Source organism: Gilliamella sp. X-60 (assembly GCF_057063585.1).
Genome location: NZ_JBXSQJ010000001.1, coordinates 181,461 through 202,865 on the forward strand (window position 1 = coordinate 181,461; position 21,405 = coordinate 202,865).

At 35.0% G+C, this 21,405-nt stretch carries 19 protein-coding genes; 7 read left to right on the forward strand and 12 right to left on the reverse strand.

The window, feature by feature from the left end:
- From ACYIAM_RS00860 to srlA, 7 genes are all read right to left on the reverse strand, one after another.
- A partial coding sequence (locus ACYIAM_RS00860; protein WP_483746917.1) for a hypothetical protein occupies positions 1-454 on the reverse strand: 454 nt, incomplete at its 3' end.
- Positions 455-1,022: 568 nt separating this feature from the next.
- Positions 1,023-1,802: a glucitol operon DNA-binding transcriptional repressor SrlR gene (gene srlR, locus ACYIAM_RS00865; RefSeq protein WP_065638531.1), complete on the reverse strand. Its 780-nt coding sequence runs from the start codon at positions 1,800-1,802 to the stop codon at positions 1,023-1,025.
- Between the two features lie 101 nt (positions 1,803-1,903).
- On the reverse strand, positions 1,904-2,272 hold the full coding sequence (locus ACYIAM_RS00870; RefSeq protein WP_483746918.1) for a transcriptional regulator GutM: 369 nt from the start codon (positions 2,270-2,272) through the stop codon (positions 1,904-1,906).
- 77 nt (positions 2,273-2,349) lie between these two features.
- Entirely contained in the window at positions 2,350-3,129 is a 780-nt protein-coding gene (gene srlD / locus ACYIAM_RS00875; protein WP_160430238.1) for a sorbitol-6-phosphate dehydrogenase, read from the reverse strand.
- Between the two features lie 11 nt (positions 3,130-3,140).
- A complete protein-coding gene (locus ACYIAM_RS00880; protein ID WP_160430239.1) occupies positions 3,141-3,509 on the reverse strand; it encodes a PTS glucitol/sorbitol transporter subunit IIA in 369 nt (122 codons plus the stop codon).
- 29 nt (positions 3,510-3,538) lie between these two features.
- Positions 3,539-4,546, reverse strand: a complete 1,008-nt coding sequence (srlE, locus tag ACYIAM_RS00885) for a PTS glucitol/sorbitol transporter subunit IIB (protein WP_160430240.1) — start codon at positions 4,544-4,546, stop codon at positions 3,539-3,541.
- 21 nt (positions 4,547-4,567) lie between these two features.
- Positions 4,568-5,116, reverse strand: coding sequence for a PTS glucitol/sorbitol transporter subunit IIC (srlA, locus tag ACYIAM_RS00890; protein ID WP_085247674.1), 549 nt, complete (start codon positions 5,114-5,116; stop codon positions 4,568-4,570).
- A 273-nt stretch (positions 5,117-5,389) separates the two neighbouring features.
- Between srlA and ACYIAM_RS00895 the strand changes: the two genes are divergently transcribed.
- The 3 genes from ACYIAM_RS00895 (at position 5,390) to mutH (ending at position 7,312) form a co-directional block, all read left to right on the forward strand.
- Entirely contained in the window at positions 5,390-5,926 is a 537-nt protein-coding gene (locus ACYIAM_RS00895) for a Dps family protein (protein ID WP_160430242.1), read from the forward strand.
- A gap of 71 nt (positions 5,927-5,997) precedes the next feature.
- The gene (locus ACYIAM_RS00900; protein ID WP_483746919.1) at positions 5,998-6,546 is read left to right on the forward strand and encodes an NADPH-dependent FMN reductase; all 549 of its coding nucleotides are present in this window, start codon (positions 5,998-6,000) and stop codon (positions 6,544-6,546) included.
- Between the two features lie 79 nt (positions 6,547-6,625).
- Positions 6,626-7,312, forward strand: a complete 687-nt coding sequence (gene mutH / locus ACYIAM_RS00905; protein WP_483746920.1) for a DNA mismatch repair endonuclease MutH — start codon at positions 6,626-6,628, stop codon at positions 7,310-7,312.
- A 411-nt stretch (positions 7,313-7,723) separates the two neighbouring features.
- On the opposite strand, the gene nrdB is transcribed toward mutH, so the two are convergent.
- The 5 genes from nrdB to ACYIAM_RS00930 form a co-directional block, all read right to left on the reverse strand.
- On the reverse strand, positions 7,724-8,854 hold the full coding sequence (gene nrdB, locus ACYIAM_RS00910) for a class Ia ribonucleoside-diphosphate reductase subunit beta (protein ID WP_160430392.1): 1,131 nt from the start codon (positions 8,852-8,854) through the stop codon (positions 7,724-7,726).
- 146 nt (positions 8,855-9,000) lie between these two features.
- On the reverse strand, positions 9,001-11,286 hold the full coding sequence (gene nrdA / locus ACYIAM_RS00915) for a class 1a ribonucleoside-diphosphate reductase subunit alpha (RefSeq protein WP_483746921.1): 2,286 nt from the start codon (positions 11,284-11,286) through the stop codon (positions 9,001-9,003).
- A 700-nt stretch (positions 11,287-11,986) separates the two neighbouring features.
- Positions 11,987-13,339 (reverse strand): hypothetical protein, encoded by a 1,353-nt coding sequence (locus tag ACYIAM_RS00920; RefSeq protein WP_483746922.1) that lies wholly within the window; start codon positions 13,337-13,339, stop codon positions 11,987-11,989.
- Between the two features lie 528 nt (positions 13,340-13,867).
- Positions 13,868-15,247, reverse strand: a complete 1,380-nt coding sequence (locus tag ACYIAM_RS00925; protein ID WP_483746923.1) for a hypothetical protein — start codon at positions 15,245-15,247, stop codon at positions 13,868-13,870.
- 287 nt (positions 15,248-15,534) lie between these two features.
- Entirely contained in the window at positions 15,535-16,878 is a 1,344-nt protein-coding gene (locus ACYIAM_RS00930) for a replication-associated recombination protein A (protein ID WP_160430248.1), read from the reverse strand.
- A 173-nt stretch (positions 16,879-17,051) separates the two neighbouring features.
- Between ACYIAM_RS00930 and lolA the strand changes: the two genes are divergently transcribed.
- From lolA to ACYIAM_RS00950, 4 genes are all read left to right on the forward strand, one after another.
- Positions 17,052-17,648: an outer membrane lipoprotein periplasmic chaperone LolA gene (lolA, locus tag ACYIAM_RS00935; RefSeq protein WP_483746924.1), complete on the forward strand. Its 597-nt coding sequence runs from the start codon at positions 17,052-17,054 to the stop codon at positions 17,646-17,648.
- A gap of 329 nt (positions 17,649-17,977) precedes the next feature.
- The gene (locus ACYIAM_RS00940; RefSeq protein WP_483746925.1) at positions 17,978-19,219 is read left to right on the forward strand and encodes an oligosaccharide MFS transporter; all 1,242 of its coding nucleotides are present in this window, start codon (positions 17,978-17,980) and stop codon (positions 19,217-19,219) included.
- Positions 19,220-19,257: 38 nt separating this feature from the next.
- A complete protein-coding gene (locus ACYIAM_RS00945; protein ID WP_483746926.1) occupies positions 19,258-20,376 on the forward strand; it encodes a glycoside hydrolase family 172 protein in 1,119 nt (372 codons plus the stop codon).
- 23 nt (positions 20,377-20,399) lie between these two features.
- The gene (locus tag ACYIAM_RS00950) at positions 20,400-21,398 is read left to right on the forward strand and encodes a LacI family DNA-binding transcriptional regulator (protein WP_174797044.1); all 999 of its coding nucleotides are present in this window, start codon (positions 20,400-20,402) and stop codon (positions 21,396-21,398) included.
- Positions 21,399-21,405 lie beyond the last annotated feature (7 nt).

Below are 21,405 nucleotides of genomic sequence, written 5' to 3' on the forward strand. Positions count from 1 at the left end.
AGCTACCTGTCGCGCTGGCATTTCCATCACCATCGGTATCTCCCCAATAATTATAGGGTTCAGCAATTAAATTATTCAGTTCAATTCGAGGATAATGACTATTACCCACTAATGGCACTAATGTTTGAATATCAGCAAAGGTTTTGGCTTCGCTGGGTAATGTTATGGGAGTGTTAAAGCTTGAATTATCTATCTTTGCATTAGGATATAAATCAGTATTTGCACCCGGAGCAATATACAAGCTGCCATCTGGGAATTTTATACCGAGCAAACCTTCGTCACTCATTGCCTTGGTTACACCACCATCCATACTTAAATAAGGTGCACTCCCCTGTATAATGTTAGTGGTCGTTGCCGATAGCGCAATAGCTTTTGTTGAGACCATTAAGCCCAATAATGCTGTTGATGTTCGTTTTGTTAATTGTTCAAAAGATGTGACTTTTCGTTCCATCATTACTATTACCCATTTCCATATATAAGCCTTATTCAGCTTAATTTATTTTTATGTAATCAAATTAATTTGCCAGATAAATTTTGATAGTTTACCCACCTTTTTTATGAATAGTCCTGTAAAAATCATGCTATAAACACCTGAAATATACAAAGGGCACTACATCACGAAAGGAGCAAAGTAAATTATAAACAAAAATTAACATTGCTTGAAAGCAAAAAAACACGTTTTGTTAAGATTTATTAAGATGAAAGTTAAATGTGATAACTATCGCATAAGCCAAAATTTACGAAACCTATTTTTGCTTAAATAAACAGGATTGCAGAAAATATGAAACGCACTTTAATGGCGGTATAGCATAATCAGCAAATATCCGAATTTTAAAAAATTAAATAAAACAAAAAGTTAAGCAATTTAAGTAAAAACATCTTATGAGTTTTAAGTGGATTATTTAATGATAAAGTGTAAACAACATAGTGCTTTCCTAAAGATAAAAATATAATTATTATGCAGATTAAATTCTTAACCAACCTCAAAAATAGTTAAATTTCTATGAAAAAATCGACTTTATTTATGTTTCGTTGGTCTTTACTTTAATAACTTTAATGCCTTTTTGGGTCAGTGCATCATAATATTTATTATCTAAATTATCATCAGTAATGATCGTATCGACAGCACTTAAATCACAAACAACATTGGGGCTACGGCGACCAAATTTTGAGGAGTCAACTAATAAAATTAACTTAGCAGCAGCTTTGCTCATAGCTACACTGCCATGATAACTTTCGTTAAAAGTTGTCACGCCACCGATCAAATCCACCCCATCAGCGCCCATAAATAGCTTATCGAAAGTATAAGATTCAAATGCCGCGATGGCTAAAGCGTTATTACTATGGAAGGAGGCCGATTTTCGACGAAACGTTCCTCCCGTTAAAATAATCGTTTGATCATTATCATTAGCAACCAGCTCATTGACCATATGCAAACTATTGGTCATAATCGTTAAATTATTAAACCTTGCTAACATGGGGATCATTTGCGCAACCGTGCTTCCTGCATCAAAAATAATTGAGTCGCCCTCATGAATTAGTTTAGCGGCTTCTTCTGCTATGGCTTTTTTTTGTGCCGTGTTAATATAAGTTTTATGATCTATGGCTCTATCGCCAACCTCTCGATTTAGCATTGCTCCGCCGTATGTACGCAAAACTAAACCACTTTCATGCAGTTGGGTGAGATCTTTACGAATGGTTGTCCCTGTTGTTTTAAAATGCTCGGCCAACTCTTCTACGCTGATTTGCCCATTTTTTTGTAGATATTCCAGAATCGCTGTTTGTCGTTGCTTCACTTTCACAATTAAATCCCATTACCATTATCGGCGCGCATCATACGTAAAATCACTTTAAAATATATTATTTCACAATAAAAGGGAATATTTTTCAAAATAAAAGTTAATTATTTTTTATTTGTGGTTAACGCTACAGTCAATGCACTTTGACTAACAGGATCATTTGGGAAAATATTTGCAGGAATAATATCAGCGATAGATAAACCATGTAATTGAGCAATGGGTTTTGGTAAAGCAAACACAGTGATGCCTTTCATTAATACTGAATCGATAACAATTTGGTGTTCATCTAATGAAATAGCAATTAATACTCTTGGTCTAAATCGCTTTGTTTGGCTACGGCCAACCCCTAAATAAGCCCCTTTTTTCATCGCTAAAAAAGCTTGATTAAAACGACGAATCTGATGCCAACTAAATATGATTTGAATACACCAAGCAATAAGTGCGATAACAATTAAAGAGGTGGTCATATTCATATAGGCACTCCATGTTAAGTTTAATAAGATTAAAAGTGCGAAAATTTTTTACAAAATTTTCGCATCCTATGTGTTATCTAGAACATCACTTGTCCACCAGTAATGTTGATTGATTGCCCAGTACAATAAGAAGCTTTATCACTTGCATAAAATAGCAATACATTAAGTACATCTTGGTAATCGCAACCACGCTTGAGTGGTACTTTATCAATATAGACTTGTTCAACTTGACTTTCTGGGATACCCAGTTTCTTTGCATATTGAGGTAATAATGATTGGAACATGGGTGATTTAAGCAAATTACCCAGCATCAATGAGTTAACGGTAATACCATGATCGGCAAGATCTAAAGCTAAAGATTGTGTTAACCCGACCCCACCAAATTTGGCGGCACTGTATCCTGAATTATGTTTACTGCCCACTTTCCCTGATTTTGAATTAATTTGAATAATTCGACCTTGCGTATTGTATTTGATCATTAATTTGGCAAATTCACGTGCACATAAAAAATAACCAGTGAGGTTAACATTAACAGATAACTGAAAATCATTCAATGCAAAATGGGTAATAGGTGCTGCTTTTGCAACGCCTGCGCTATACACCATTAAATCAACACGTTTAAACACATTATCAACATCTTGCGCTAATTGCAGCACACTTTCTTCATTTGTAGCATCAACACCAAATCCTTTTGCCGTCCCCTCACCATGCTTTTGATTAATTGCGTCGGCGACTTTATTGGCATTGTCCATATTCAAATCAGCAACAACAACATGATAGCCCGCATCAGCAATACCATTACATAAGAATTCTCCTAGGGTTTGTCCCCCACCAATAATGACTGCAACTTGTTTCATTTTTATATTCCTCATCGATTTAAAATTTTAATTTCATCACCAACTGAAAGCTGAGTTGGGCATTGCCCCTCTAGGTGAACAGTTCCAGGTAGCTCTGCCTCACAGTTACCATCAAACTTTAATGTGATGTGCCCTAATTCACGAAAATTAGCATTAGCAACTTCACCAACCGAAGTGATGAGATAACTTTGATTACCTAATTGAAGTGCTTGTCCTACTTGTAGTTCTAGCTGAAAATCATCATGGCTATGAACAAAACAGTAATCTGCTAAGTCTGATGGCGCACCATCCTTAAATAGGATTAACATGCCATCGGCTAAAGCTTCTTGGGCAAACTCTCCAATAGAATTAATTTGTGATTGATAGATAGTCTTTGACATCATTTACCCCTCTTAACAATTTGAAATGGTTACTGATATATAAATAGTGAAACAGCCCAAGCAATTAATACCGTTGGCGCACCAGTTAAAAAGCGACCAACAAGCACGGAGGGAACACCGACACGTACTGTGTCTTGTTTCGCTTCAGCAAGCGATAAACCAACAGGAATAAAGTCACATGCGGCTTGCGCATTAATTGCAAACAATGCTGGCAATGCTAAATGGGGAGGAATATTACCAAGACCAATTTGCACCCCAACTAGCGTTCCAATTACTTGCGCAATAACCGCACCTGGCCCTAAAAATGGTGAAAGTAATGGGAAAGAGCAGATTAAGGCTAAAATGATAAGTCCAATTGGGTTATTTGCTAGCGGAACTAAACCATGAGCAATAAAGTTACCCAAGCCTGATGCAATAATAATTCCAATAATTGCAGATACAAACGCCATAAAAGGAAGTATTGTTTTAAGTACCGTATCAATAGTGTCACGGCCAGCTTGGAAAAAAACGGCAACCCCAGATCCCATACCAATACCAATTTTTGCTAGTAATCCGTCACTTTGTTCAGTAATTTTTTTACTGCTGTCATAATCTTTAAATTCAGACGATTTATTATTGGTTTGCAGTTCTTTGACTACTGATGGATTTTCGCTTACTAAATCACCTTCTTTTTCTATCAACTTAATATTGTGGGGTTTTACCGCTGAAACATAGATATCCTCAACGATATATTGAGCAAGTGGACCTGATTTACCCGTTGCGTGAATATTGATAGTTGGAACACGATTTTTAGGATAGATACCACAACGTAACGTGCCACCACAGTCAATCACAGCCACACCAATTTCATCTTTAGGTGGTTCACCTTCTTTAAAGCCATCAATTGCCTCCCACCCTGTTAACTCGACTAATATGTCAACGATAGCAGGTTTTGTTCCTGCAGCGATATAAACAATCTTTTTACCTTCAATCACAGGAAGCTCTAATGGACCGCCCCAACCTGCTTCACCTTTTTCAATTCGAATAAATTTAATCATTTTGATATTCCTTATGATTATTTATAAATGAACTTTTCTTTCTAATTTAATCCCCATTTTTCTTTCAAAAATGGCGGTACAAAAGTCAGTAATCCAACCTCTAAAAAAGTTTGTCACTAAACCAACAAGAAAATAGCTCACAGCAAGAGGGCCGAGTGGCAGACCTAATTTAGTTAAACCAGCTGCAATCCCTAAATAAACAAATAGTTCACCTGGATTAACATGTGGGAATAATCCATTCATTGAATGGCAACTATAAGAAGATGCAGCGTAGTAGCTTGGCTTATAAAACTCTGGCATAAAACGACCTAAGCTTAATGTCATTGGATTACAAAAAACAAAAGTGCCTATTAATGGCAATAAAAGATATCGAGAGATAGGATTGCCGGCGCATGCTTGAGCTAAACGCTCGATACGCTCTTGCCCAATAAATTTAATTACCGCATTCATTACAACAAGCAGTGAAATTAATAATGGTAAAATTCCCGTTACCATACCAACAAATACTTTACCTCCTTCTTGGAATAAACCAATAAACCATTCAGCTCCAAATGAAATAGCATCAATCATATTTCCTCCTATTTTCGTTAAATTTCGAGCAGATAATATCAACTAAGAAATGCAAAAACTTTTAACTAGATCACAATCTGAAATATTTTCTTTTATTTTGAAAGAAAATATTTCAAAAAGATTAATAAATAAAAAGAAATGAAAAAAAGAATCATAGGTTACTGAAATAGCAATGATAGTAAAAAATTAACTTTTTTTATTGGACATTAACATTAAGTTGGCGTAATTTTGTCAATACGGGTATTTATTATTCAATTTAAAGGAGAATATATCATGGCTAAAAGTACGACTTCTGCTAAAAAACTACAACAAGCAGCGATTTTGTTTCCAACTGATTTAGGTCAACAGGCATCAAAAGATATTTCTGGAGCAATGAATTCTGTTTTAGCAGATGTATTTGCTTTATATTTAAAAACCAAAAACTTCCACTGGCATGTGAGTGGCCCTCATTTCCGTGATTACCACTTAATGTTAGATGATCATGGTGATGAGTTATTTGCAATGACCGATCCAATTGCTGAACGTGTCCGTAAATTAGGTGGTACAACACTACGTTCAATTGGCCATATCGCTAAATTACAAAGTATTTCTGATAATAATGCTGATTTTGTTGAACCATCAGATATGCTTGCCGAACTTTGCCAAGATAACGTGAGACTAACAGAACGCATGCGTGTAGCCCATGATATCTGTGATAAATATAATGATACTGCTACTGCAAGCTTAATCGAAGAGTGGATAGATCAAACTGAGCAGCGTGCATGGTTCTTATTTGAAGCCGGCCGAAAAGTCGACTCATCAGGACATTAATAAATAATTATTAATGACAATAATAAGAGGCATATTCAATGCCTCTTATTAAAACTACGTGGAGATTTAAGATGAGTAAAAAAATTGCTGTATTAGTAGGGAGTTTACGTAAAGACTCTTATAACTTAAAAGTGGCAAAAGTTTTTCAGAAAATTGCACCACCATCACTTTCGTTACAAATTATCCAAATTGGCGATTTACCTTTATATAATGAAGATATTGATACTGATACCCCGCCTGCCTCTTATACTCGTTTCCGTCAAGAAGTAGCAGAATGTCAAGGTGCTATTTTTGTAACGCCTGAATATAATCGTGGCTTGCCAGCGGTTATCAAAAATGCAATAGATGTGGGCTCTCGCCCTTATGGTAAAAGTATTTGGTCAAAAAAACCGGCTGCAATTATTTCGGTTTCGCCTGGTGCGATTGGTGGATTTGGAGCAAATCATCAATTACGACAATCTTTAGTCTTTTTAGATATGCCAACATTACAACAACCAGAAGCTTATTTTGGCGGTGTAAGTACTGCCTTTGATGAACAAGGCAATATTACCGAAAAAAGCAAAGAATTTTTATCATTATTTATTAATACTTATGCTACTTGGGTTGAAAAATTCAGTTAATTGATATAAATTTTGCTATTCGCAGCCAAGCTTTTTTGGCTGTTTGATTTATTGATAAGTCTATTTAAATTCCTCAGTAATGATATTATCTATTCCGAAAAGTGAGCAAGAGCTATTAAATCGTGCACAGTTAGTTGCTGGATACTCTTTTGGTGAAATAGCACAATACTTAAACATCACTATACCCGCTAACTTAAACAAACAAAAAGGTTGGGTAGGTAACCTTATTGAAATGTTTTTAGGTGCAAATGCAGGTAGTAAAGCTGAGCAAGATTTTGCTAATCTTGGTATAGAGCTAAAAACGATTCCGGTTGATAAGCACGGTAAACCATTAGAAACCACCTTTGTCAGTGTCACGCCATTAATGGCTAATCATGGTGTTATTTGGGAAACAAGCCATGTTAAATACAAGCTTGCCAAAGTACTTTGGATCCCAATAGAGGGAGAAAGAACAATTCCACTTTCACATCGAAAAGTGGGGAAACCTATTTTATGGACACCAACCCAAGAACAAGAACAACAGCTAAAACAGGACTGGGAAGAGTTAATGGATATGATAGCGCTAGGGCATGTTGAAAAAATTACGGCTCGATATGGCACTTATTTACAAATTAGACCTAAAGCAGCCAATGGGCAATCTTTAACCGAAGCAATTGGTGAAAATGGGCAAATTATTTTAACCCGCCCTAGAGGATTTTATTTAAAAAAAACGTTTACGATGCAAATTTTGCAAGCTTCAATGTGCGGTACTGACCAAGGCAGATAAACTATGGGCAGATTAACTTTAAATAATTTAATCTGTTAATATTGCATCAGTGAGGTTATTGTTGGCTTAAGTTGTTGTATTAGCTATTATCAAGCTGGATTATTCGGATGATTGTTGCAACACTGAGCACAATAACTGACATGCCTTTATGCTGTGATCTTCAGAAAGCTCGCTTCAATAGCATGACACTAATGAAATATAAGGCACTAAAACGCGTAGCGTCATTTTCTTTGTCGTGTTTTATACTCATGGTGGGAATAAAGATAATAAATATCTTGGCGTCATTCAGTTTTGCTATCAAGCAACTATTGCTTATCACTTAGACATCATTTTGATCCTTTATTAAAAAAGGAACAATGATTTGTTCCTTTTGTTAAAAAGTTTCAGGAAAGTATACGTTTGAGTATAAAATTATAATGTAAAATCACTTAAATCATCTTCATTTATTTCAGAATCAATTTGCCCAACTAAATAAGAGCTCATTTCGGCTTCTTGCGGGGCAACTTGAACATTATCTGACACTAACCAGTTATTGATCCAAGGAATTGGATTGGACTTGACTTCAAAGGGTAATTTTAGCCCGACTGCTTGCATACGAATATTAGTAATATACTCGACATATTGGCATAATATATCTTTATTTAAACCAATCATTGAACCGCCTTCAAACAGATATTCAGCCCACTCTTTTTCTTGATTGGCGGCTTGTAAAAATAGATCATAACAATCTTGTTCACACTCTTTGGCAATATCGGCCATTTCAGGATCGTCTTCACCACTACGAAGTGTGTTTATCATAAACTGTGTACCGGTTAAATGTAGTGCTTCATCGCGCGCAATTAGTTTAATAATTTTTGCGTTACCTTCCATTAGTTCTCGTTCAGCAAAGGCAAATGAGCAGGCAAAACTGACATAAAAGCGAATGGCCTCAAGCGCATTGACACTCATTAAGCATAGATAAAGTTTCTTTTTGAGTTCACGTAAATTAATGGAAACAGTGCGATTATTGATGTCGTGCTTACCTTCGCCAAATAAATTATAGTAACTTGCATAGCTAATAAGGTCATCGTAGTAACCTGCAATGTCGCCAGCACGTTTTTGAATTTCTTTATTGGTTACAATATCATCAAAAACGACTGATGGGTCATTAACAATATTACGAATGATATGAGTATAAGAACGTGAGTGAATGGTTTCGGAAAACGACCAAGTTTCTACCCAGGTTTCGAGTTCCGGAATTGATATCAAGGGTAGTAATGCAACATTGGGACTACGTCCTTGAATTGAATCGAGTAATGTTTGATATTTTAAATTACTAATAAAAATATGTTTTTCGTGTTCAGGAAGGTGTGAGTAATCAATACGATCTTGTGATATATCGACTTCTTCTGGTCGCCAGAAAAAGGACAGCTGTTTTTCAATTAATTTTTCAAACATCTCATATTTTTGCTGATCATAACGAGCAACATTTACCGATTGTCCAAGAAACATCGGCTCTTTGAGTTGATCATTATGCACATGCGAGAAAGTACTGTAATTCATACTCATAAAAGAACTCCTACTAATTTATCGTTGTTTTTACCGCTACCTTCCGACAGTGTAAAAGTTAAATTAAATGGGGGAAATGGTTTGTTGCCCCCATATAAACTGAGTTTTAGCGTGTAGCTATTATTTCGTTTTCACAATGGCTAAATCTTACAAGCGCCACCTTCGCAACCATCATCGTTTTTAGTCAGTGCTATATCACCCTGAATATCTTCAGCACCATCGCGGGTATTGTGATAATAAAGTGTTTTTACGCCAAACTTATAAGCAGTTAATAAATCAGCCAATAATTGTTTCATTGGAACTTTATCATTTGGGAATTTAGTCGGATCATAATTGGTATTAGCCGAAATTGATTGGTCAATAAATTTTTGCATAATTCCCACTAAGTGCAAATACCCCGTATTATTAGGAATTTGCCAAAGTAGCTCATAGAAATTTTTTAGCCGATTATAATCTGGCACAACTTGCTTTAAGATACCATCTTTCGAAGCTTTAACACTAATAAACCCTCGTGGTGGTTCTATGCCGTTTGTTGCATTGGATATTTGTGAAGATGTTTCTGATGGCATTAATGCCGATAAAGTTGAATTACGCAGCCCATACGCTTTGATAGATTCTCGTAATGATTCCCAATCATAATGTAAAGGCTCTTTTGTAATAGTATCTAAATCTTTTTTGTAAGTATCGATTGGTAAAATGCCTTGAGCATAAGTTGTTTCGTTAAATAGTGGGCATGCACCCTTTTCTTTAGCAAGATTATTAGAGGCTTTTAACAAGTAATATTGCATGGCTTCAAAAGTACGATGCGTTAAATTGTTAGCACTACCATCAGAATATTTAACGCCATTTTTTGCTAAATAATAAGCATAGTTAATGACGCCAACGCCTAATGTGCGACGATTGATTGAAGAGTTTCGAGCTGCAGGAACTGGATAATTTTGGTAATTGAGTAGTGAATCAAGTGCACGTACAGTTAAGTCAGCAAGCTCTTCAAAATCATCTAATGATTCGATTTTGCCAAGGTTAAAGGCCGACAACGTACAAAGTGCAATTTCCCCGTTTTCATCATTGACATTATTAAGTGGCTTGGTAGGTAGCGCAATTTCCATGCATAAATTAGATTGATGAACAGGCGCCAATTGAGCATTAAATGGACTGTGGGTGTTACAGTGATCGACATTTTGGATATAAATACGCCCCGTTGATGCGCGTTCTTGCATTAATAATGCAAAAAGTTCAACCGCTTTAACCACGCGTTTGCGAATATTAACATCTTGCTCATATTGCTGATAAAGCGTTTCAAATTTATCTTGATCAGCAAAAAAAGCCTCATAAAGTCCGGGTACATCTGATGGGCTAAATAGGGTAATATTTTCGTTTTTGATTAACCGTTGATACATTAATTTGTTGATTTGTACCCCATAATCGAGATGACGAACACGGTTTTCTTCAACCCCACGGTTGTTGCGTAAAACTAATAAACTTTCGACTTCTAAATGCCAAAGAGGATAAAAAACGGTTGCAGCGCCACCTCGAACACCACCTTGCGAACAAGATTTAACAGCTGTTTGGAAGTATTTATAAAATGGAATACAGCCAGTATGGAAAGCTTCACCATCACGAATTGAGCTGCCTAAAGCACGAATTTTCCCCGCATTGATGCCAATTCCGGCGCGTTGCGATACATATTTTACAATCGCACTTGCTGTTGCATTGATTGAATCTAAGCTATCATCACACTCAATTAATACACAAGAACTAAATTGGCGAGTAGGCGTACGAACACCGGCCATAATAGGAGTTGGCAATGAAATTTTAAAGGTAGAAACAGCATCATAAAAACGTTTAATATAGTTAAGGCGTGTTTCTTTAGGATAGTTAGCAAATAAACAAGCTGCGACTAAAACATATAAAAACTGTGCGCTTTCATAAATCTCGCCAGTAACACGATTTTGTACTAAATACTTCCCTTCAAGTTGTTTGACCGCAGCATATGAAAACGACATATCTCGCCAATGGTCGATCATTTTGTCCATTTGATCAAACTCTTCTTGGGTATAATCTTCAAGTAAATGTTTATCGTAACGTTCACTGTCGACCAATTTTTTAACATGTTCGTATAGTGATGGAGGCGTAAATTGGTTATATGCTTTTTTACGTAAATGAAAAATGGCCAAACGCGCTGCTAAATATTGATAATCAGGGGCTTCTTGTGAAATAAGGTCGGCAGCCGCACGGATTATTGTTTCATGAATATCCGATGTGCGAATACCGTCATAAAATTGAATATGTGAACGCAATTCAACTTGAGAAACGGAAACATTTTCTAAGCCCTCAGCGGCCCACGCAATAACACGGTGAATTTTATCAAGGTTGATTGGCTCTTTTTTTCCATCTCGTTTTGTTACTAATATTGATTTATTCATTCTTCCTATCGACTCAAATTGTAAAATTTATTGTTAGCTATAATAATTGATAATTATCAAAATATACAATATATAGTACCTATTAATTAATTTATTACTATATATAGTGTGTTTATTAATCAGGGATGTTAATTTATTAACTAAAATCAAGGATTATTTGTAGGAAAATATTGAGTTGCTTAACAATACCCCTCTAAAAACTCATAAGGCGTTTTTACCATAATTGTGCAATGCGGTTAACCCTATTATAAAAGAGAATAAATTGCTTAAACTTTTATTTTTATCCTTTGAATCCTAACTAATGCTTATCCAACGTTTTAATAAATAGAGACTGTAATTCTCAATGGATCACGAAACGGTATAGACTCCTGAATATTTTTTACAAAAATATAACCTAAAAAGTGAACAGCTGAGTGAATGGCATACCTGTTTTAGTATTTTATATTCAAGTTTTTTTGACGTTAATCTGCTGGTTTTATAACGTTCCTTGTTGCTGGTTAACGATTTGATTTGTTTGGCTTAGACGATAATAAGCGTTTTACGGTTATTTATTACCGAAGTATCTAAACTTTGTGCAAACAAGGCGGCATTGCTCATGAATCAATAAAAACCAATAAGTAAAAAAATATTAATAGAATTATGAAGATAAATATCTACACATTATTAATGTAGATACTTTGGAGAAGCTTAACTAAAAGTTTTACTTAATAGCAGTACAGACACCGTTTTTTTGTTCATTATCATTTCGACAGTGATATATAGCATTGTAAGTGTGTAAATCACAATATTCTTTTTTTGTGGTATCATATAACCAAAGACGTTTATAAGTATTATTTTGGTTAGTAGCCGCTGCCCAAGAATTTGGATAAGCAGTTTGATTTGGATCGCCCCATTCACCTAATAATGTACCTATTTCCCGAGTGTATCTTGCTGAGTTACCCATTGGCGCATTACTTACTTCATCGGCATAACTTATACGATAATGCCCATCAAGTTTTTTGCAACCTAAAACGATTTCTTCTGCATTACCTCTATTGGCTCTGGGTTGACCAAGTAAGCTTTTATCCCAACCACTAAACCATTTAGTAATGGTGAATGGGTATTGAATAATACTGCCTGTAATTTTATTTTTTCCTTGAATAATAACTGTATATCCATTATTTGAACCCATAACAAGCTGCCAAGCTGTGCCGGCATTCATTGCTTGTGCGGTATTAAACATCACAGTAACGATATCGGCATTGCTAGAAATAGTGACAAGTTCATTACCCTGTACAACTTTCCAAATATAATGTTGAGCAAACCCTTTTTTAGCTAATAAAAGATCAAACCGAGCCCCATAAAAAGCCGTTGTTGGGAAGTTTTCATTGGTATTAACATTAGATTGAGTTAAGAATCCATAGTTTTTGTTCCATTGATCTTTTGCACTTGTTTTTGCTTGTGTCGGCGTAAGCTCAGGTTTTGCATAACAAATGCCTGAGTCTTGTAATACAGTATAAATTTTAGATGGGTGCGTGACGATATTTTCATTGGGATATTCGTTAGAATTGGGAATGCCATATTTTGATAATAATATTAAATCAGCAGATATTTTTATTTTATAAGGCCCTAATTGCCCTTTTTGTGCTAATGAGCAAAAAGTTTCATTATCTGCTGGCATAAATTCGACTAATTGGTTTGATGAATTTGTATAATACCAAATCATTTCTGCTTTTTGTTTTGTGCCAAGCGAATCTAACTCATCACCCTCAAGATCAACGTATTGCTCATCATTAGGTTGTTTTAAAGTGGCTATTTTAATATGGTTTTTAAACGGATAAGCAGTAGAAAATGGAGCACGGCTCACTTCATCGCCATAATAATTTTTTTCATCAATAGCTAAGCCAAAAAGATTTAAGTCATCAATATGTTTTTCAACAGTGATAGATAATTTGGGTTTAGTTCCTTCAATCATATTGGAGGTTTGTGTTGATAAAACGGCATAACTTGTTGTAAAGTGCAATAAGGATATTGTACATGTGATTGTTTTAACATATTTTTTAGCTATATTCATTATTATTCCATTATTTATTATCTTTATTTAAAAACAATCATTGTGACTTTAATCAAGATTTTTGATTTAGAATTTAGATAGAAGTTTGTCTAGCATAGGCGCTTTATTTGATATAAACAAATCATTTAATTTGATCAATTTCCATATGGACAATTAATCATATATATCAATGACACTTAATTTGATCGGTTAAAACTTTTTTTGTTGGGAATTAATATTAAGATAAAAAGTGTTAATTTTTTTAATTAACACTTTTTAATCATTAGGAAATCCAAAAATGATTAAGATGCCTCTTAATTTTAGAAAATTCTTTTTATACTTAGAACAATAAGAATTGTTCATTTTTTGGCGATGTTCTTTTATACTTGAAATCAATATTATACTACTCAGTCACAAAGTAACATAACTTTTTTGCTGAAGTATCCTCTACAAGATGACACTATTTATAACGACGCCGATTAATATCATATGTCGACAAAGCGCTATATACTATCGAGTAAATGTTCTAGAATATTAAATTAATAGTATTTATTTAATAGCAATACAGACAGCATTTTTACCCTCTTTTTCTGTCCGGCAATGATACTTAGCGTTATAAGGATGTAAGTCGCAATAGCTTTGCATAACTGTATCATATACCCAGACTCGTTGATAAGTACGATTTTGCTGCTTTTTACCAGTAATTTTTGCCGCCCAAGAATTCGGGTAAGCCTCTTGAGAAGTATATCCCCATTCACCTAATAATGTGCCTATCTCTCGAGTGAAAATTACAGAATCTTGTTTACCAAGTACTGCATTACTTACTTCATTTGCATAACCTATACGATAATGACCATCTAATGATCTGCATCCTGCAATAATATCTTCTATACTTCCTTTGCTAGCTTGAGGTAAACCAATCATTTTTTTATCCCAATCAGTAAACCATTTAGTAATGGCGAATGAGTATTGAATAATATTGCCTGTGTTTTTATTTTTTCCTTGAATGATAACAGTATATCCATTTTCAGACTTGATAACATTTCGCCAAGCAATACCTGTGTCCATTGCTTGACGAGTATTAAATTTGACAGTGACTACATCGGAATTATTAGAAATAGTGACAAGTTCACTCCCTTTCACGAGAGTCCAATCATAATTCTTAGCAAGCCCAGGTCTAGCTAATAAAAGGTCAAATTTAGCACCATAAAAAGCCGTTGTTGGAAAATTTTTACTTGGGTCAACTGTAGATTGAACTAAAAACCCTTTGTTTTCAACCCATTGATTTGCTTTACTTGCCGTTGCCTCTACAGGCTCTAGCTCTGGTCTTGCGTAACAGATTCCTGAATCAGAAATTATTGTATAAGTCATCGATGGTTGTTTGGTAACTCTCTCATTTGGGTATTGATTAGTAAACGGAATACCATACTTAGAAGTTAAAATTAAATCACTTGATATTTTTATCTTATATGGACCAAATTTTCCTTCTTTTGCTAAAGAACAAAAGGTATCGAAGTTTTTCGGTATAAATTCCACCAATTGATTTTTATCATTTGTATAATACCAAACCATTTTCGGTGATGTTTGTGTAACAAGATACCCTAATTCATCACCGTCAATATCTAAATATTGTTCTGTATTAGGTTGTTGAATTGGCGCTATTTTAATTTGATTTTTAAACGGATAAGCCGGTGATATGGGAATTTGAGCGATCTCGTTGCCATAATAATTTTTGCCACCAACGTTAAGTCCAAATAACGATAATTCTTCTATATGTTGCTCAATAATCGGTGATAATAATGGCGCTGTTCCTTGAATTTCTTTAGTGGTTTTGGCTGTTAGGTTTGCGTAACTCATTGTACTAAAAATGAATGGGCTTAGCCCAGTTACAATTCTATTTAAATTTTTTTGGGTTATAATTTTACTCATACTACTCTTTTCTACTTAATATTATTTTGTTTCTACTTAAAATTATTCATTACATATCACCTTAAATTTTTATTTAAAATTTGCGTTTGATAAAATGAAAAAATTAACCTAAACAGTATATATGAATTGATTATTGCAAAAATAATAGTTATTTTCTATTAAATAATTAGTTAAGATCTTTTGAAAATTTTTACAAATATTTATCAATACATGTATTAGAGATATTAAATATTCAAGAAAAGGTGGTGCAATAGATGAAAGGAGATAAACCCAAACACACCACAAAATTAGCTATTTTTTTTAGATTTGTAACGCTGAACTGAGCTAATGCTGTTTTGTTCATCTATCCATGCTAACTTATCAGCATAATTCTTTTCAGCACCACGTGTTGTAGGGTGGTAGTATTTTGTATTGGCCATTTCTGGTGGAAAGTAATTTTCTCCAGCAGCAAAAGCATTAGGCTCATTATGAGCATAACGATATTCCGCTCCATACCCTAAATTTTTCATTAAGTTAGTTGGTGCATTACGTAAATGTTCGGGTACATCGTAATCTGATTTAGATTGGGCATCACTCATTGCTTGCTTAAACGCAAGATAAACGGCATTACTTTTTGGTGCACAGGCCAAATAGACAATCGCTTGTGCAATTGCGCGTTCACCTTCGGCAGGACCTACGCGCGTAAAGCAGTCCCATGCAGCAAGCGCTACTTGCATGGCTCTTGGGTCAGCATTGCCAACATCTTCTGAGGCTATCGCTAATAATCGACGTGCAACATAGAGCGGATCACCACCAGCTGAAATAATCCTTGCATACCAATAAAGTGCGGCATCGGGTGCTGAACCCCGAATCGATTTGTGGACTGCTGAAATTAAATCGTAAAAACGGTCTCCTTGATTATCAAACCTAGCGCTGCGTTCCCCCATTACCTCTTTGAGTAATTCTGGTGTAAGCGCATGACCATCAGACATATCAACCAATAATTCAAGTGTATTAAGTGCGCGCCTTGCATCCCCTCCTACAAATTCAGCAATCTGTTTTTTGGTTTCTTCGGGCAAAAGAATATCTCGGTTACCGTAACCACGGTCGGGATCATCCATTGCCTGTTGTAAAATTTGTTCAATCTCGTAGTTGGTTAATGATTTTAGCAGATAAACTCGTGCGCGCGATAGTAAGGCGGAATTGAGTTCAAATGATGGGTTTTCGGTCGTAGCGCCAATAAATGTTACGGTACCGTTTTCAACATAGGGTAAAAAAGCATCTTGTTGGCTTTTGTTAAAGCGATGAACTTCGTCAACAAATAAAATAGTGCGAATGCCGGCTTGTTGATTAATTTTAGCGCGCTCAATTGCTTCACGAATGTCTTTTATACCAGATGTAACGGCAGACACTCGTTCAACTTTTGCATTGGCATGATGAGCAATAATTTCAGCTAATGTTGTTTTGCCGGTGCCAGGTGGTCCCCAAAGAATCATTGAGTGCAAATTACCGGCTTCAATGGCTCTAGGCAATGGTTTTCCTTTCCCTAATAAATGGGTTTGCCCTATATATTCTGACAAGGTGCGAGGACGCATTCTTGCCGCTAAAGGCTTAAACTCATCAGTGGTAAATTCAAAAGACATACTCGGCATGGTACACTATATTTAGTTTTTGCAATATGAAATGTATTATATACTCGTTAATCAATAAGTGAAAAAGAAAATAGTTTTCCCCATCAAACGAAACACGGTAATATTTTTCACCAACATTTAGCTTATTAGAATACAGTTATTAGCTAAGAAATAGGCAGACATAAGGATTTATCATGAAGAAATTTTTATTATTGGTAGGATTATTGTTTAGTGCATGGACAGCTTGGGCAGGCGATAAAGAAGTTTTACAACAGCGTCTAGATAAAATTGATGGGTTTTATGCACAGTTTTCGCAAGATGTAAAAACAATCGATAATCAACCCGTTCAACAGGGTAAAGGTGATTTATGGGTGAGTAGGCCTTATTATTTCAATTGGACCATGAACGAGCCAGATGTAACATCAATTATTTCCGATGGAAAAAATATGTGGGTTTATACGCCCGCTGTTGAACAAGTAACTGTAATGGATTTAAAAAAAGCAGTTGATAATCGTTTAATGTTACTTATTACTGATAGTCATAATTCAATATGGAATGCTTATAACGTTACACGTAAGCAAAATTCGTTTACACTAAAAGCCACCGATGGTTCTAATCAAGACTTTATTATTTCGGTTTTACCAACTGGGATGATCTCAAATTTTACGATAATTGAAGAAGATGGACAACGCAGTTTTTATGATTTGTCTCGACAAAAATTAGGTAAAGTATCATTAGACAAGTTCAAGTTTACACCACCAGCTGGTGTGACTATTGACGATCAACGTTAGTTTGTTGTGTTATCGTGAAATGAATCAAAATATAATATATTGGCGTTATTTAGTGTACAAAATAACGCCAATTAGATTGTAAAATTATTTTCCTATCGGTTATATTAAAGCTTAGCCAATTTCAATATTTTGTTTCTTTCTATAAATTTTTCAAACTTTTCTATAGTAACTTATCAATTTAAGAGCTATGTATTATACACAATAGCTTTCCTTATCTATGTTAATTAAATAATTTTGATATTGATCACATTTATCCAATAAACCTTTTAAAGCTAAATTTTTAGCTCTGCATACTCAATTGCAGTGCTTCACTCTTTATAGGATAAATTATGACAAGTGCATTTTATAACAAACCTACTTATTGGTTCGCTTCCTGTTACAGTTTTATGTATTACGCTGCAGGTAGTTTTGTTTTTTCGTTTTATGCCATATGGCTAAGTAAGGAGATTGGCTTAACAGCAAAACAGACTGGTATTATTTATTCATTTAATTACTTTGTCTCGCTCATTATTATGATTGTGTATGGTGTTTATCAAGATAAATTAGTGTTGAAAAAACATCTTATCTGGTTTCAAAGTATTATTATCACATTAGCCGCGCCTGCATTAATTTATATTTATGAACCGCTACTAAAGTATAGTTTTTACATTGGTGTCATCTTTGGTAGTTTCTTTTTAGGCTTTGGTTGGGTTGCAGGGATGGGGTTAATTGACTCTTACTGTGAAAAAATCAGCCGCGCTTTTGGTTTCGAGTTCGGCCAATGCCGCACGTGGGGTTGCATCGCTTATGCAGTAGGAACCTTTATTGCCGGTATTTTAATTAGTCTTAATCCACATCTAAATTTTTGGGCTGCATCGGGTGTAGGTATCTGCTTTATGCTGCTTAATCTCAATTTTAAACCCGATTTAAGTCAATCATCAGAAGCTGTCTTCCAAAAAAAAGACAAGCTAAGTTTTAATGAAATTATATCAGTCTTTACACTGAAAAAATTCTGGATATTTGTTATTTATGTGCTTGGAACTTATAGTCTTTATAATATTTATGATCAACAGTTATTCCCTGTTTATTTTACTCAGCAGTTTGACTATATCAATGATGGTTATCGCTTATATGGCATATTAAATTCTTTTCAAGTTTTTTTAGAAGCGGCGGTCATGTTTTGTGTTCCATTTGTTGTAAATCGTGTGGGAGCAAAAAACGCGTTAATTTTTGCTGCGTTTATTTCAGCTTCTCGTATATTCCTTACTGGACATGTTAATAGTATTGCGATTATTTCTGTCATTAAGCTTATGCACTGCTTAGAAATTTCTACCATTTTAGTCTCGGTATTTAAATATATTGATATTAATTTTAATGCCCGTCTTTCCGCAACTGTCTTTTTAATCGGTTATCAGGTGGCTGGCTCTGTCGGTGTTATTTTGTTTTCCACCCTGGTTGGTGATTTTTACGATACCGCTGGTGCGGCAACCACATTTAATCATCTTGGATTAGTTGTTTTAGGATTTATGATTTTTGCTATTTTCTTCTTAAACGGTGATAAAAAACAGAATATACAACTAAAAAATAGTTAAAGAAAATTACATTTAATAAACGTTAGTAAGGATTCACAATGAACATATATAATTCAGTCACACAATTTCACTTTGAACAAACCAGAACCATTTCACCTGAAAATATGACGGGTGAAAAAGGTCAATCTTGCATGAAAGCGAGCGCTTTAGGGCCAAGTCGTAAAGGGCAAGGTTGCATATCAATACCAGCAGGTCAAACAATCACTATCGCTGAAATTACAGGACCTGCCGAAATTCGTCATATGTGGTTTACCTTAACAGATAGAACACATCGCGGTAGTTTTGTGTTACGTGATGTTGTTATCCGCATTTATTGGGATGATGAACTAGTACCATCAGTCGAAAGCCCTATCGGTGATTTTTTCTGTAATGGTTTTGGCGCAAGATGTGATATTAACTCCATGCCCATTGTGGTCAATCCAACCGGTGGATTTAATAGCTATTTTAGAATGCCATTTAATAGAAAAGCTAGGATTGAAATTCAAAATGAACATGAAGCAGATTTACAGCATTTCTTTTTCACCATTAATTATGCCTTAATGCCAAAACCATTTGAAGCACCGCTTTATTTTCATGCTCAATGGCGCAGACAAAGAGTAACCAATTATGCCGAAGATTATGTATTATTAGATAATATCGAAGGTCATGGCTACTATGTTGGTACTTACTTAGCATTAACAGCATTGGAACGTTACTGGTGGGGAGAAGGAGAATTTAAGTTCTATCTGGATGATGATAGTCAATATCCAACTCAACACTCCACAGGCTCTGAAGACTATTTTGGTGGGGCATGGGCGTTTCACAATCGTGATAGCCAAGGACGTCCGTCAGCTAAATGTTTTCAAACGCTATTTATGGGCTACCCTTATCAGACTAAGCGTGATGCAACGCGCGATTTTTTTCAAACTGGAGATGCGAATCCAGTACACGGTTTTGGTGACGATGCATTGCCTATGCATGGTTTATATCGTTGGCATTTACCTGATCCGATTGCATTTCACAAAAATATCAAGCTTACCTTTCAACAAATTGGTAATGATGATATAAGATTATATGAGCGTTGTGATGATATTGCCAGTGTTGCATATTGGTACCAAAATCCATCGGTTAACTGTAATCCAATATTTCCTAACAAACAGCTGCGCACTCCTCGTTGATATAAAAGGAAATAGTGATATCTATGGCGAGTAATAAATTAAAAATCAATGATATTGCTCGTTTAGCTGGCGTGTCGGCAACGACCGTCAGCCATATTTTTAATAAACGAGATAAAAAATATCGTATTTCACCACAAACACGGCAACGTGTATTATCCATTGCTGAGCGATACAGTGAACAGGCTCATATTCGTCAATATTTGGTTAAAGCAAATAGTACTGATACCATCGGTGTAATAGTGCCAGATATGTCCAATTCTTTTTTTTCCATATTTTTGCACTATTTAGAAGCTTGTTTTAGGCAAAAAAACATACAATTATTAATCACTTGTAGTCATTATAATAAAGACATAGAAATTAAAGTGGCACAAAACTTAGTTGAACGAAAAGTCGATGCAATGATTGTTGTTACTTCATTAGATAGCGATGAGTTTTATATTGGTATTAATCAAAATATCCCTGTGCTATTTTTCGATCGCTACCTTAAAGATACGCCATTGCCATTTATTACTAGTGAATCATTAAACTCGGTCGCTGAGCTAATTCAGCCGTATGCAAGGCAATTCGATGAATTTTATTTTATTGGATGCGACACACAGTTAACGTCCATTGAAGCTAGGCTTAAGGGATTTAAACAGGGTCTTAAAAATGTGGGTTTAACCATTAATCCGCAATGGTTAGTCAGTGATAACTATTGCCCCAATAAAGGATATGAATTACTCAAAAATCTTCATAAAAAATTGGGAAGACTGCCAAAAGCTATTTTTACACCTTCATGTAATTTACTACAAGAAGTACTGAGTTATTTAGTGGAAGTGGGCGCCAAACCACAACAGATCTGTTTGTGTTCTTATGATTATAATATTTATCTTAATTATTCTTACTATCCGATTGATGCTATAGCTCAAGATTTTCAAAGTATGGCTCATACTTGTGTTAATGTAATAAATGATTTACTTAACTTTAAAGAATTAAAAAACAATGCATTTTTTATCAAGCCACAAATTATACGCCACCGCTAAAACGATA

Coding starts and splice junctions, on each gene's coding strand:
- ACYIAM_RS00940 (WP_483746925.1), top strand. CDS start 17,978: ATGACAAGTGCATTTTATAACAAACCTACTTATTGGTTCGCTTCCTGT.
- nrdA (WP_483746921.1), bottom strand. CDS start 11,286: ATGAATAAATCAATATTAGTAACAAAACGAGATGGAAAAAAAGAGCCA.
- lolA (WP_483746924.1), top strand. CDS start 17,052: ATGAAGAAATTTTTATTATTGGTAGGATTATTGTTTAGTGCATGGACA.
- ACYIAM_RS00900 (WP_483746919.1), top strand. CDS start 5,998: ATGAGTAAAAAAATTGCTGTATTAGTAGGGAGTTTACGTAAAGACTCT.
- mutH (WP_483746920.1), top strand. CDS start 6,626: ATGATATTATCTATTCCGAAAAGTGAGCAAGAGCTATTAAATCGTGCA.
- ACYIAM_RS00930 (WP_160430248.1), bottom strand. CDS start 16,878: ATGCCGAGTATGTCTTTTGAATTTACCACTGATGAGTTTAAGCCTTTA.
- srlD (WP_160430238.1), bottom strand. CDS start 3,129: ATGAAACAAGTTGCAGTCATTATTGGTGGGGGACAAACCCTAGGAGAA.
- nrdB (WP_160430392.1), bottom strand. CDS start 8,854: ATGAATTACAGTACTTTCTCGCATGTGCATAATGATCAACTCAAAGAG.
- ACYIAM_RS00895 (WP_160430242.1), top strand. CDS start 5,390: ATGGCTAAAAGTACGACTTCTGCTAAAAAACTACAACAAGCAGCGATT.
- ACYIAM_RS00880 (WP_160430239.1), bottom strand. CDS start 3,509: ATGTCAAAGACTATCTATCAATCACAAATTAATTCTATTGGAGAGTTT.
- ACYIAM_RS00945 (WP_483746926.1), top strand. CDS start 19,258: ATGAACATATATAATTCAGTCACACAATTTCACTTTGAACAAACCAGA.
- srlE (WP_160430240.1), bottom strand. CDS start 4,546: ATGATTAAATTTATTCGAATTGAAAAAGGTGAAGCAGGTTGGGGCGGT.
- ACYIAM_RS00925 (WP_483746923.1), bottom strand. CDS start 15,247: ATGAGTAAAATTATAACCCAAAAAAATTTAAATAGAATTGTAACTGGG.
- srlA (WP_085247674.1), bottom strand. CDS start 5,116: ATGATTGATGCTATTTCATTTGGAGCTGAATGGTTTATTGGTTTATTC.
- ACYIAM_RS00950 (WP_174797044.1), top strand. CDS start 20,400: ATGGCGAGTAATAAATTAAAAATCAATGATATTGCTCGTTTAGCTGGC.
- ACYIAM_RS00870 (WP_483746918.1), bottom strand. CDS start 2,272: ATGAATATGACCACCTCTTTAATTGTTATCGCACTTATTGCTTGGTGT.
- ACYIAM_RS00920 (WP_483746922.1), bottom strand. CDS start 13,339: ATGAATATAGCTAAAAAATATGTTAAAACAATCACATGTACAATATCC.